General features: G+C 43.9%; 9 protein-coding genes. 5 read left to right on the top strand and 4 right to left on the bottom strand.

The features are described from left to right. Window positions 1-67 precede the first annotated feature (67 nt). Window positions 68-1213 carry a 2-amino-4-hydroxy-6-hydroxymethyldihydropteridine diphosphokinase gene (gene folK, locus BLT07_RS06705; protein ID WP_091867039.1) on the bottom strand — a complete coding sequence of 382 codons (1146 nt, stop codon included), beginning with the start codon at window positions 1211-1213 and terminating at the stop codon, window positions 68-70. Window positions 1214-1345: 132 nt separating this feature from the next. On the opposite strand from folK, the gene sppA reads away from it, so the two are divergent. The 3 genes from sppA to BLT07_RS06690 all read left to right on the top strand — a co-directional run bounded on the left by sppA (window position 1346) and on the right by BLT07_RS06690 (window position 6786). Beyond that, window positions 1346-3109, top strand: a complete 1764-nt coding sequence (sppA, locus tag BLT07_RS06700) for a signal peptide peptidase SppA (protein ID WP_091867037.1) — start codon at window positions 1346-1348, stop codon at window positions 3107-3109. 1 nt (window position 3110) lies between these two features. Beyond that, window positions 3111-3821 carry a queuosine precursor transporter gene (locus BLT07_RS06695; protein ID WP_091867035.1) on the top strand — a complete coding sequence of 237 codons (711 nt, stop codon included), beginning with the start codon at window positions 3111-3113 and terminating at the stop codon, window positions 3819-3821. Between the two features lie 238 nt (window positions 3822-4059). Further along, window positions 4060-6786, top strand: coding sequence for an AsmA family protein (locus BLT07_RS06690; RefSeq protein ID WP_091867033.1), 2727 nt, complete (start codon window positions 4060-4062; stop codon window positions 6784-6786). A 93-nt stretch (window positions 6787-6879) separates the two neighbouring features. On the opposite strand, the gene BLT07_RS06685 is transcribed toward BLT07_RS06690, so the two are convergent. Both BLT07_RS06685 and BLT07_RS06680 read right to left on the bottom strand, forming a co-directional pair. Further along, entirely contained in the window at window positions 6880-7875 is a 996-nt protein-coding gene (locus tag BLT07_RS06685; RefSeq protein WP_091867031.1) for an NADP-dependent oxidoreductase, read from the bottom strand. Between the two features lie 317 nt (window positions 7876-8192). Beyond that, on the bottom strand, window positions 8193-8987 hold the full coding sequence (locus BLT07_RS06680; RefSeq protein ID WP_091867029.1) for a DUF2797 domain-containing protein: 795 nt from the start codon (window positions 8985-8987) through the stop codon (window positions 8193-8195). A gap of 224 nt (window positions 8988-9211) precedes the next feature. Here BLT07_RS06680 and BLT07_RS06675 point away from each other — a divergent pair, with 224 nt between their 5' ends. Beyond that, on the top strand, window positions 9212-10726 hold the full coding sequence (locus BLT07_RS06675; RefSeq protein WP_091867027.1) for a GH3 auxin-responsive promoter family protein: 1515 nt from the start codon (window positions 9212-9214) through the stop codon (window positions 10724-10726). Window positions 10727-10800: 74 nt separating this feature from the next. Continuing rightward, a complete protein-coding gene (locus BLT07_RS06670) occupies window positions 10801-11364 on the top strand; it encodes a hypothetical protein (RefSeq protein ID WP_091867025.1) in 564 nt (187 codons plus the stop codon). Between the two features lie 94 nt (window positions 11365-11458). Here the strand turns inward: BLT07_RS06670 and clpX are convergent, their stop codons facing one another. Continuing rightward, complete coding sequence (gene clpX / locus BLT07_RS06665; RefSeq protein ID WP_091867023.1) at window positions 11459-12694, bottom strand: ATP-dependent Clp protease ATP-binding subunit ClpX; 1236 nt, start codon at window positions 12692-12694, stop codon at window positions 11459-11461. Between the last annotated feature and the right edge of the window lie 31 nt (window positions 12695-12725).

Raw genomic sequence — 12725 nt, 5'->3', positions numbered from 1 at the left:
CCATACTATTCAGGCGCCCCCCGAGTATCACAAATGTTGGGATTTGGTGCTTGGAATTTGGACTAGTTCAACGTGGCAGCCCTACCGCAAACTTCACGATCTTATCGATGATACTCTCGTAATCATCCTGATTTTCTACAAAATCGAGTTCCCCGAGTTCGATGACCAGATTATTCTGTTGGGGATAGCCTCTAATAAATTCAAAATACCCCTTATTGATATTTTCGAGATACTCGGGCGTGATTTTTTGTTCGTAATCCCGCCCTCTCTTTTTGATATTGTCCAGCAATCGCTCGGTCGTCTGATAGAGGTACACGTAGATTTGGGGTTTCTTCACCTCTTTATACATCAGACGGAACAGTTTATCGTAAAGGGCATACTCATCTTCTTGTAATGTGATTCGAGCGAAAATCAGCGATTTATAAATATCGTAATCGCTGACCATAAAGCTTTTGAAGAGATCGTATTGCGAGGTGTCGTCGGTAAATTGTTGATAACGATCGGCTAGAAATGACATCTCCAAAGGAAACGCAAATCGATGCCGGTCCTCATAAAACTTAGGAAGAAACGGATTGTCCGCAAAGCGTTCCAATACTAATTTGGCGTTGAAATCTTCGGCGATTTTATTGGCCAAGGTGGTCTTTCCCGCCCCGATATTCCCTTCGATCGCAATAAAATTGGTGTGTGAAAACACCTCCGCTCTGTCCTTGAACAATCGAAATGCCGTTTTTTCCAGTCTTCCTTTATCCCGGCTCTCCTGTATCAGGTTCCGGGTGTCTTTGTTCAGGATGGGATGATAAAACTGGGGAGCTATATCGGCCAAGGGCCTTAGCACGAATTTACGGAAAGGCAGCTCCGGATGCGGAATGATCAATTTGTCCGACACCAAGGTTTCCTGGTCGTAATACAATATATCAATATCGATTTTCCGATCTTGGTACCCATCCTCATTATAGCGTATCCTGCCCTGGTCCGTTTCGATCTGCAAGACCGTTTCGAGCAGTTTATCGGGGGGCAGGTTCGTTTTTATCGAAAGGCACACGTTCAGAAAATCGTTGGAATCGAAACCCCATGAGCTGCTTTGGTACACAGGAGAGATACGTTGAATGTCACCCACCCTTTTTTGAATGTCGAATACGGCATGCTGTAGATTGGCCAAAGGGTCGCCGAGATTGCTTCCCAACGAAAGATATGCGGTTGTAGAATCGGTCATATTGTAGTGCAAAGTAACAAAAAGTCAGGGTGAGTTCGTCAGGCTTTTTATGAAAAATAGGGGCAACGGAAAAAGTCGGGGCGAGTTCAGTATCTTTGCGCAAAAATTGAACGTATTCTTTAGCTGTTTTCTATGAAATTTTTAAGAAACCTCTTGGCCGCAATTATCGGTACCCTTATCGCATTCGGAATTGTCTTTGTCATGTTCTTCGTCTTAATAAGCCTTATAAGCAGTTCCGAAGACTCGGTCCGCATTAAAAAAAATTCGGTGTTAGAGCTCCAGTTGCAGCGACCCATCAACGATTATGTAGGCGATAATGTGCTAGACCCTTTTGCGGGCGGTATCTTTCAGCAAGCGCAGGGTCTCGATGAAATTTTGCATGCGATAACCGTCGCCAAAGATGACGACGACATTAAGGGCATCAGCCTCAACAATAACTTTATTCTTGCCGGTCTTGCGCAGACTCAGGCGATTCGAAACGCTCTCGACAATTTTAAGAGTAGCGGAAAGTTTGTCTATGCCTATGCCGACTTTTATACGCAAAAAGATTACTATCTCGCAAGCGTCGCCGATTCCGTTTTTATGAATCCTGTTGGAGGGTTGGATTTTAAAGGATTGTCATCGGAAGTCCTTTTCTTCAAAGACCTTCAGGAAAAGACGGGTATAAAAATGGAAGTAATCCGTCACGGAAAATATAAAAGTGCCGTGGAGCCCTTCATTGCCAACGAAATGAGCGAAGCGAACCGGACGCAGATAAAGGAACTGATTGGTTCCTTATGGAACTCTATGATCAAGGATATTTCCGATTCCCGCAATATGATTCCTCTAGAACTGAACAAAATTGCCGATACCCTCGGTGGCAGAACCCCGGAACTTGCACAGCAAAACGGGCTAATCGACAGGGTAGCATTTTATGATCAGTATGAGAATAGCCTAAAAAGAGCGGTATATTCAGTGCTTGACAAAGATTTGAACCTAGTGTTTTTGGATGATTATGTCATCCGATCCAATAAAAAGATGACCAACTCCGGCGCGGATAAGGTAGCGGTGGTATTTGCGCAAGGCGAGATACTCTATGGTGAGGGCGGCCCCGATATTATCGGCCAAGGTATTATTACCGAGGCCCTCCGCGATGCTAGGGACGATGAAAAGGTCAAGGCCATTGTACTTCGGGTCAACTCCCCAGGTGGCAGTGCGCTTACTTCCGATATCATATGGCGCGAAATCGAATTGGCCAAAAAAATGAAACCGGTGGTCGTATCCATGGGCAACGTGGCGGCTTCAGGCGGATACTACATTGCTGTCGGCGCAGATAAAATTTTTGCCGAACCGACTACCATCACCGGTTCCATAGGCGTTTTCGGTACGGTACCGAACATCACCGGATTGGCCCGGGATATCGGTATAAATGCTGAACAAGTGGGTACGAACAAGAATTCCGTGGAATATTCCTTGTTCGAGCCCATGACGGATAAATTCAGGAACGTGGTGCAGGAAGGTATTGAAAGTACCTATGACACTTTTTTAAAACGGGTCTCCCAAGGCCGTAATATTAGCGTGGCCGAAGCCGATAGTCTGGCCCAGGGTAGGGTCTGGAGCGGTGTAGATGCCCAACGCATCGGACTTGTGGACGAATTGGGCAATCTTGAGGATGCTATTGTCGAAGCCGCGAATATGGCGGAACTAAAGGACTATGGCATCAAAAAATTTCCCAAATACAAAACAGGCTTTGAACGTATGATTGAGGATTTGGGAGGTGCCGGCGCCAAGGCGAAACAAAATCTTATAGAAGAAGAAATCGGCACTGAAGCTTATTCCATTTTAAAACAGGTAAAAACGGTTTTGGACCAAGAAGGTATTCAGGCGAGGATGCCTTTTGTATTGGATATAAAGTAATATGACTTTAAAAGACCAAAAACTAGCCTACCAAATCTACTTGTATCTGGGGGCGCTGTTCATCACTTCATTGGTGGTTTCCAATCTCATTTTTCAAAAATTTTTTTATTGGAATCCCTTTGGGAAAGTCGAAATTTTTGGGGCTTCGCTGTTCGAGGTCTCCGTAGGTATTCTGCCCTATCCCGTTACCTTTTTGATTACCGATTTGATTTCAGAAATCTACGGCAGAAAAATGGCCAACCAGATTGTAACCGCAGGTATTTTTGCATCCCTGTTCTCTATGGCTATCATTTTGGTGTCCGAAGTGGCTCCGGCCATCGATTCTTCGCCGATCGATGACGCCACGTTTACCAAGGTGTTCGCGCTTTCGCCGGTCGCGGTTTTGGCCTCCATGATTGCCTATCTTTTTGCCCAGTACATCGATATCGGCATCTACCATTTTTGGAAAAAATTGACGAAGGGCAAGTATTTATGGCTCCGCAACAACTGTTCAACCTTTCTATCCCAATTTATCGATACGTTTACCGTAGTCGGTTTGCTCTGCGTTTTCGGCATATTACCTTGGAGCATGTTTCTCGGTCTGGTCATCAGCGGCTTCTTTTTTAAGATATTTATAGCAGTTCTCGACACGCCTTTCCTCTATTTATTCGTATATATCTTAAGAAAACGCTTCAAATTGGCCGTTAACGAAGAAATTGAGCTTAAGGTATAATATTTGCTCAGTTTGGGAGTTGTTATCGGAGGATATTACCATTCAAGGTAAAACCATTAATCTGTGCAAAAGAGCTACTATTTGAACCGAATTGCACCATGTAATATTTGCATTTTTGTTATCTCCATTACTATTATAGCAAATTGCCGATAGGCTAACATCCGAATAGTTTGGCGAATAGGCCCTTCGATTGCGTTGGGCATTACAACTTTAGAATATTTTAATAGGATATATTTTTATGAAAAATAAAGCATTAAAAATTACAGGAATCATCGTTCTGGTAATCATCGCCCTCCTAATTGCCATTCCATTTTTCTTGGAAGGAAAAATCAGCGATATCATCAAGAACAAGGTCAACCAAAACGTGAACGCTACCTTCGATTTTGAGGATGCCGACCTGAGCTTTCTCGCTAGCTTCCCGAACGCGGAAGTCAGTCTTCAAGGGGTTACTTTGATTAACAAGGCTCCCTTTGAAGGTGATACGCTTTTTGCTTCCAAGGAAGTGGCCCTGAAAATGGGAATAGGGGAATTGTTCAAAGGGGCTGACGATCCGATTGGCATTAAAAGTCTTATCGTTGACGGCGCCAAATTGAACATAACGGTCGATGCCGATGAAAATGCGAGTTACGACGTGGCGTTGGATACCGGTGAAGATCCAGCTCCCGAAGAAGATACCTCCGAGAGTAGCTTTATGCTCGACCTGCAATCCTACGAAATCTCCGATGCGCGCATTGTTTATGATGACCGGGCGGCCGGCATGCGTTTTGAAATTTCTGAAATGCAGCACACCGGTAGTGGCGATCTTTCTCTCGATAAATCGGAACTGCAGACCACGACCGACGGTCTGGTATCCTTTGAAATGGATAGCACCAATTATTTGAACAAGAACAAGATACAACTCGATGCGCTGATCGGAATCGATTTAAAGGAGAATACATATTCTTTCCTTAAAAATGAAGCCCTTATCAATCAGTTGCCCTTGGTCTTCGACGGATTTGTAAAATTGAACGACGATGAGACCCAAGAAGTGGATATCAGCTTTAAAACCCCATCCTCAGATTTCAAGAACTTTTTGGCGGTCATTCCCGAGGAATATTCCAAGAACATCGAAGATGTAAAGACTACGGGAGATTTTGTGGTAGAAGGCAAATTCAATGGCATCGTTGATGAAACCCACATCCCCAAGTTTACGATCAACATCAATTCAAACAACGCCTCTTTTAAGTATCCCGATTTACCGAAATCGGTATCGAATATCCATATCGATACCAAAATCAATAATACCACGGGAATCGCAGCCGATACCTATGTCGATATCGACAAATTAGCATTCATGATTGATCAAGACAAGTTCAATATGACGGCCAATGTGAAGGAATTGATGGGAAACACCAAGGTCAAGGCCCATATCGACGGTAAAATGAACTTGGCCAACGTTTCTAAAGCCTATCCTGTACCTGCGGACCTGAATTTGAAGGGATTGCTTACCGCGGATATTAATACGGCTTTCGACATGGCCTCCATCGAGAAAGAGCAGTATGAAAATACCGCCACTAAGGGTACAATGAGCCTTGATGATTTTGAGTACAATTCAGAAGATTTTGCGAATCCGATCAAACTAAGTGCCATGGCGGTCACCTTTAATCCCAAGACCGTGACCCTTGAAAAGCTAAACGGCACCACGGGAAAAACGGACTTCAATGCCAAGGGTACCATCGACAACCTTTTGGGCTATATGTTCAACGACGAAAAGGTAAAGGGCAATTTCGACCTGAATTCCAACACCTTCGCCCTAAACGATTTCATGGTAGAGGAAACGGAAGAATCCTCCAAAGAAAAAACGGAAAAGCCGAAAGCCAACCCCGAAGCGCCAAATGCAGGGGAGAAAATTAAGATTCCGTCGTTTTTGGATGTCACCATCAATGCCGCTGCAAATACGGTGCTTTACGATAATTTGACGTTAAAGGATGTCAAGGGAACGCTTCGTATCAAAGATGAAACTGCAACGCTTTCGAACATGACCTCTTCCATTTTCGACGGAAAAATGGCCTTCAACGGCGAGGTTTCGACCAAACAGGAAACCCCGACCTTTCGTATGAAGCTCGATATGAGCCAACTGCAAATCAGCGAAACTTTCAAATCCTTGGAGCTATTTAAGTCACTGGCACCGATTGCACAGATATTGCAGGGGAAACTCAACTCTGATATTTCGCTTTCCGGAAATTTGACCGACGACCTGGTGCCCGAACTGATGACCTTGAGCGGAAAAATTTTAGCAAACATCATGACCGAGAAAATAGATACCGAAAGGGCCCCGCTATTGTCGGCTTTGGACAGTAAGCTCAGTTTTATCGACTTGAACCAGCTGGACCTAAAGGATCTGAAGACGAAAATGTCCTTTGAAAACGGATTGGTTTCCGTAGAACCCTTTACTATAAATTATAAGGATATCGCCATCAACATCGGCGGAAACCATACTTTTGATAAAAAGCTGGACTATAAAGTGACCATGGACGTGCCCGCAAAATATCTGGGTGGCGAAGTGAACAAATTATTGTCCCAAATTGGGGAAGACGATTTAGAGAATCTGACTATTCCGGTAACTGCCGGTATCGGCGGTAACTATTCCAGCCCCAACGTCACCACCGATTTGACATCGGGTGTGAAAAGCTTGACCGGCAAACTGGTCGAAATCCAAAAGCAGAAACTCGTCAATAAAGGCAAGGATAAGGTCAAAGATTTGATCGGTGATGCCCTCGGAGGAAATAAATCAGAGAAAGATTCCACCAAAAACCAGGATGCCAAAGAAATACTGGGCGATCTGTTGGGCAGCAAGAAAAAGGATTCCGTGCCAGCAAAGACCGATTCAATAACCCCGAAAAAAGAGGAAGACGTTGCCAAGGAAAAAGCTAAGGATATTTTAGGGGGTTTACTCGGGGGCAAAAAGAAGGATAAATCCAATTAGAACCCCACCGACCTGCAAAGTTTCCCGCCAAAGGCGGAACCTTGCAGGTCGGCTATAAATTTTTTGGAATTTGGTACTTAGTACTAGGAATTTTTATATTTTCACCACCATCTTCCCTTTGTTTTTTCCTTCGAACAGATTTAAAAACGCTTGGGGAATATTCTTAAAACCTTCAACAATAGTTTCCTCGTAAGTTAATTTACCCACGTTCAGCCATTGCTCCAATTGTTTCGTGGCAGGTCCGAATTCCGTAGCATGGTCGCGTACCAGAAAGCCTTGCATCAGTACCGTTTTTCTGACCATGATACCCTCATATCGTGGGCCGGTCGGTACATCGGTCTCATTGTACAGTGAAATGGCACCGCAGTTGATAACCCGACCGTTTTTATTGATATTATCCATCGCCGCATCGAGAATTTCACCGCCGACATTATCGAAATAGACATCCACTCCATTGGGGCAGGCGTCGCCAATAGCCTTTTTCATATCATCGGTAGTTTTGTAGTTAATGCCTTTATCAAAACCGAACTTCTCTTTCATCAGTTTTAATTTTTCATCCGTGCCGGCGATACCAACAACATGACAACCCTTTATCTTTCCAATTTGACCGACGGTACTGCCTACGGCACCAGAAGCACCTGAAACTAATAAGGTTTCGCCTTCTTTCAAGTTTCCTATCTTATCTAAACTTATGTAGGCCGTGAGTCCTGTAAGCCCCAAAATACCGAGATAGGCGGAAAGTGATACTTTGTCGGGGTCGACCTTATTTAAACCATTCCCCATCGATATCTGGAATTCTTTCCATTTCAGCATCCCATTGATGAAATCACCTTCCTTAAAATGGTCGTTGTTCGAAGCCACGACTTCGGCTATGATTCCCGATTCTATGGGTTCGTTCAATTCAAAAGGTGGAATGTACGATTCTTGGTCGCGCATCCTGCCACGTAAATAGGGGTCGACGGAAACATATTTGGTCTTGAGTAAAATTTCACCATCCTTTGGTTTCGGTTTTTGTTCTTCGACAAATTCGAAATCTTCAAGTTGCGGTTTTCCTTTGGGTCTTCTTTTGAGGTGTATTACGTGGTTCATGACGATGGATTTTATTAAAAAATAAATATAGTGTAAATTGATAAGGATCTTTGATGCAAAGCGATTGAATTGTATTTCTTCAAACCGACGCGTACCATTAATCCAAAAGTGTTACGTTAAAGCTAAAATGGCGCTTAGGGCAAACGTCTATTTTGTGTCGGCTCTAGGCAAAAGTCATTGCCCAGCCGCAGCCACGACAATATTTTTAAACGACGGAATACCGCGAAAGACGAACTGGATTAAGCAACGATTTTAAGATAACAGTAATTGAATCTTGCGGAGACCAAGTTTTCGGGATTTGGGAGTAGCGATTTCCTCTATTGAATTTCCAGCCCTACATAATATCCCTCGCTACCCCGAACATTAAAAACGGTGTCATCTTCAAAAATGAAGTACTGGCCCTTAATGCCTTTCAATACCCCGGAATACTCAGGGTTTTTATCCAAATTAAGACTTTTAACCTTTTTAGGATATCGGAGTACGGGGAATTCGAGATTGGTCTCCGAATTCGATGCGATAAAGTAATCTATGGCTTCATCGGGAATATAAGGTTTCAGGGTGTTGCGCCACTCGACCAAATCTTTATCATCAACATCGTTGGTCAACATTTTCCGCCAATTCGTTTTATCGCCGACATGATCTTTTAGGGCAACCTCGGTAATGCCCGCCAGATACCGATTGGGGGTCTCAACGATTTCAATGGCCTCATGGGCACCTTGGTCGATCCATCGGGTAGGTACTTGGGTTTTTCGGGTAACGCCTACCTTAATGTTGCTCGAGTTGGCCAGATAGACGATATGGGGCTGCAGCTGTACTTTTTTTTCGTATTCGAGATTTCTATCTTCCTTATCCAAATGCGCGGTGCTTAGTTCGGGGCGCATGATCCAGTCGCCTGCGGAGGGGGTATCGAAAAAACAGCTTTTACAGAACCCCTGTCGATAGATCGGTCGGTTTTCACCGCAGTTCAGGCATTGATATTTGATGAAATGGATCGTCAGCGTCTTGTCGAGTACTTGATTCACGTTCAGAAAATCATCCTCAAAGAGCATATAATATTGAATAGGATGTCCTATTTCCGTTCTCATTTTTCGAAGTACACCTTCGTATTGCATGTTTTCAAATTTGAAAATGATATTTTTAAAACCTATTTTAGGCGGTGAAGTCGTTTAGATGTATTTTTTGGAACCGACATGTTCGGCTTTTTTGCCCTAATGAAGTCATTTTTCAGTGCGTAGCCAGAGCTAGGGGACTTAGAAAAGACAAAATTAGGGTGAAAAATGTGAATCGCAGGTAAAAGAAAATGTCCAAACGACTTCATTCAAAGATATCCAAAAAAATGCCGATACCCATAGTTAATTCCATAGCGTCATGGCTGCTGAAAAAGCGCTTTCATCAGATAGAGCTTTTTTTGAAGTATCCCGCTGAGGTGCAAGAAGAGGTATTACAACAATTGCTTGAGATTGCCGAGGATACCGAAATCGGCAGAAAGTACGAATTCCAAAGCATTGCGAATTACACTACCTTTCGATCTCGGGTACCCATCGTATCGTACGAAGATATACAGCCCATTATTGAACGGACGCGCCGCGGCGAACAGAACCTGTTTTGGCCAACATCTATCAAATGGTTCGCAAAAAGTAGCGGTACTACCGATGCGAAAAGTAAATTTATTCCCGTAAGTTCCGAGTCCTTGGAAGACTGCCATTATAAATCTGCCAAAGACCTACTTTGTCTATACCTGAACAACAACGAAAATTCACAGCTTTTTTTAGGGAAAAGCCTTCGTCTTGGGGGAAGCAAGGAACTGTATGAAGATAATGGCTCGTTCTTTGGCGACCTGTCCGCTATTTTAATCGATAACATGCCGCTATGGGCCGAATTCAGCAGTACGCCGAGCAGTAAGGTTTCTTTGATGAGCGAATGGGAAAGCAAATTGAAGGCCATAATTCACGAAAGCACCCAAGAAAACGTAACCAGCTTGGCCGGCGTTCCCTCATGGATGTTGGTGTTGCTCAACCAGATTATCGAGGAAACCGGAAAGGATCATATTTTTCAGGTCTGGGAAAACCTCGAGGTCTATTTTCACGGAGGGGTAAATTTTAATCCCTACAAAGAACAATATCGCAAACTGTTTCCGCGCAAAAATTTCAGGTATTACGAAATTTATAACGCTTCTGAAGGGTTTTTTGCCATTCAAGACCGGAACAATTCCGATGAATTACTGTTGATGCTCGATTATGGCATTTTCTATGAATTCATTCCCATGACCGATTTCGGTACCGATGGGCAGCAAGCGATTCCGCTTTGGGAGGTACAGATACAAACGAACTACGCGATTATCATTACGACCAATGCCGGACTTTGGCGGTATCAGATCGGTGATACCGTCCGATTCACCTCGACCGATCCCTATCGAATAAAGGTGACGGGCCGGACCAAACATCATATCAACGTATTTGGCGAAGAGCTCATCATCGAAAACGCAGAAGAGGCTTTAAAAAGGGTCTGCCAAAAAACCGGTGCGGAAATCAAGGATTACACTGCCGGACCCATATTTATGAAAGGCACTGAAAAAGGCGCCCATGAATGGATCATCGAGTTCCGAAGACCGCCCGAGGATACCGATTATTTTATCGAAATGTTCGACAATGCCCTAAAAGCCCTTAATTCGGATTATGAGGCGAAACGATACAATAACATCACCTTGAAAATGCCTATCGTACATGTGGCGCGGCAGCAACTTTTTTATGATTGGTTGAAATCTAAGGATAAGCTGGGTGGGCAACATAAAATTCCAAGATTGTCCAATAAACGGGACTACATCGAAGAATTGCTTCATATGAACAAATAATTGTGGATATTTGTAGCTAAATGTAGAGATTAGTTGCTCGTACTTAACCGAACAACTAATTTAAACTTATCATTATGGCAGAAAGACTTGTAATCGTCTCAGATATGTGGGGCGTGAAAAAAGGACTCTGGATTACTTCTTATCTGGGATATCTACAACAATACTTCGACATCACTTTTTATGATTGCCAGCAATTGGCCCATTTAGACGTGGTGATACATACAGAAAAAAATATTCATCAGGCCTTCGAAAATGGAGGTATAGAGACTGCCGCTACGCATCTTTTAAAAAGGGAAACTGAACCGGCCCACTATTTAGGTTTTAGCACGGGGGGTACGGTTGCTTGGAAGGCTAATCTTATGGGGCTGCCTATGAAATCGTTATATACGGTTTCATCGACCCGCATCCGCATCGAGACCAAAAGCCCTGAATGCCCTACCACTACCTTATTCGGGGATAACGACATCTACCGCCCCAAATCCGTTTGGTACGATGAAGCAGGTGTGAAAGGGGAGTTGATCAAGGGATTTGGGCACAACATGTACACCGACGAAAAGGTTATCCAAAAAGTCTGTTTGGATCTGTTGCAATCGGTAACTCAAATAACCAAAACGATTCAAAAGGAAAAAGCGGTGTAGATACCGCTTTTTTTTTGATACTTTGTTTCGGGAGTTTTTTCTGAACTTTTAGCCCACAGCCCACAGCCCACAGCCCACAGCCCACAGCCCGATATCAGGAAACAGCCTTTAACTTCTTGATCGTTTCATACGATAGTTTATCTTCGGCATAAGGCTTGGTCACCTTGAATTCGGTGTCATCGGTACTGGGCATTTCGAACATGGCATCGGTGAAAATAGCTTCGCAAAGCGATCGTAAGCCCCTAGCTCCCAACTTGTATTCTATGGCTTTTTTTACAATATAATCCAGCGCCTGATCGGTAATGGTAAAGCTGATATCGTCCATGGCGAACAGCTTTTCGTACTGTTTGATAATGGCGTTTTTCGGTTCGGTCAGAATGGCGCGAAGGGTTTCTTCGTCTAAGGGATTCATGTGGGTCAAGACAGGAAGTCTTCCGATAATTTCGGGGATAAGTCCGAATTCCTTTAAATCCTTGGGAATAATATATTGCAGGATGTTGTTCTGATCCAGTTGTTCATCCGCCTTGGAAGCACTATAGCCCACGGCCTGCATATTTAGGCGTTTGGTGATGGCCCGTTCGATACCATCAAACGCGCCCCCGGCTATAAATAGGATATTCTCCGTGTTTACTTCAATAAATTTTTGATCGGGATGTTTTCGGCCTCCTTTTGGCGGCACATTGACCACGGTGCCTTCCAGAAGTTTCAACAGCCCTTGCTGTACGCCTTCCCCGGAAACGTCGCGGGTAATCGAGGGGTTGTCGCTTTTGCGGGCAATCTTATCGATTTCATCGATAAAGACGATGCCGCGTTCGGCTTTCTCTAAATTATAATCCGCGGCCTGCAACAATCGGGTAAGAATGCTTTCAACATCTTCACCGACATAACCGGCTTCGGTCAATATCGTGGCATCGACTATGGCCAGCGGTACGTTCAGCATTCGGGCGATGGTCTTGGCCATCAGGGTCTTGCCGGTACCGGTCTGTCCGACCATAATAATGTTACTTTTCTGAATCTCTATGTCATCATCTTTCGATTTGGACTGTAACAACCTTTTATAGTGGTTATATACGGCAACTGACATTACTTTTTTGGTGCGTTCCTGACCGATCACATACGTATCCAAAAAGTCCTTAATTTCTTGGGGCTTTTTCAATACCAATTCAGAAGATAGGTCATTGGTCTTCGTTTGTCGCGATTCTTCGGCAACGATACCGTGGGCCTGCTCGATACAGCGATCACAGATATGTGCATCAAGCCCGGCAATCAACAGATTAGTCTCCGGCTTCTTTCTTCCACAAAACGAACACTCTAAATTTTCCTTGGCCATACTAGTAAGTTCTCTTTTTTCCTAAACCCTA

The sequence above is a fragment of the Pricia antarctica genome (assembly GCF_900101815.1).
Taxonomy (GTDB): Bacteria; Bacteroidota; Bacteroidia; order Flavobacteriales; family Flavobacteriaceae; genus Pricia; species Pricia antarctica.
The sequence above is the reverse complement of the archived record's forward strand: the minus strand, read 5'-3'. Positions and strand labels throughout refer to the sequence as shown.

What these genes read in the sequence shown, in the direction of transcription:
- folK (WP_091867039.1), bottom strand. Translation starts at nt 1,213, where the DNA reads ATGACCGATTCTACAACCGCATATCTTTCGTTGGGAAGCAATCTCGGC.
- sppA (WP_091867037.1), top strand. Translation starts at nt 1,346, where the DNA reads ATGAAATTTTTAAGAAACCTCTTGGCCGCAATTATCGGTACCCTTATC.
- BLT07_RS06695 (WP_091867035.1), top strand. Translation starts at nt 3,111, where the DNA reads ATGACTTTAAAAGACCAAAAACTAGCCTACCAAATCTACTTGTATCTG.
- BLT07_RS06690 (WP_091867033.1), top strand. Translation starts at nt 4,060, where the DNA reads ATGAAAAATAAAGCATTAAAAATTACAGGAATCATCGTTCTGGTAATC.
- BLT07_RS06685 (WP_091867031.1), bottom strand. Translation starts at nt 7,875, where the DNA reads ATGAACCACGTAATACACCTCAAAAGAAGACCCAAAGGAAAACCGCAA.
- BLT07_RS06680 (WP_091867029.1), bottom strand. Translation starts at nt 8,987, where the DNA reads ATGCAATACGAAGGTGTACTTCGAAAAATGAGAACGGAAATAGGACAT.
- BLT07_RS06675 (WP_091867027.1), top strand. Translation starts at nt 9,212, where the DNA reads ATGCCGATACCCATAGTTAATTCCATAGCGTCATGGCTGCTGAAAAAG.
- BLT07_RS06670 (WP_091867025.1), top strand. Translation starts at nt 10,801, where the DNA reads ATGGCAGAAAGACTTGTAATCGTCTCAGATATGTGGGGCGTGAAAAAA.
- clpX (WP_091867023.1), bottom strand. Translation starts at nt 12,694, where the DNA reads ATGGCCAAGGAAAATTTAGAGTGTTCGTTTTGTGGAAGAAAGAAGCCG.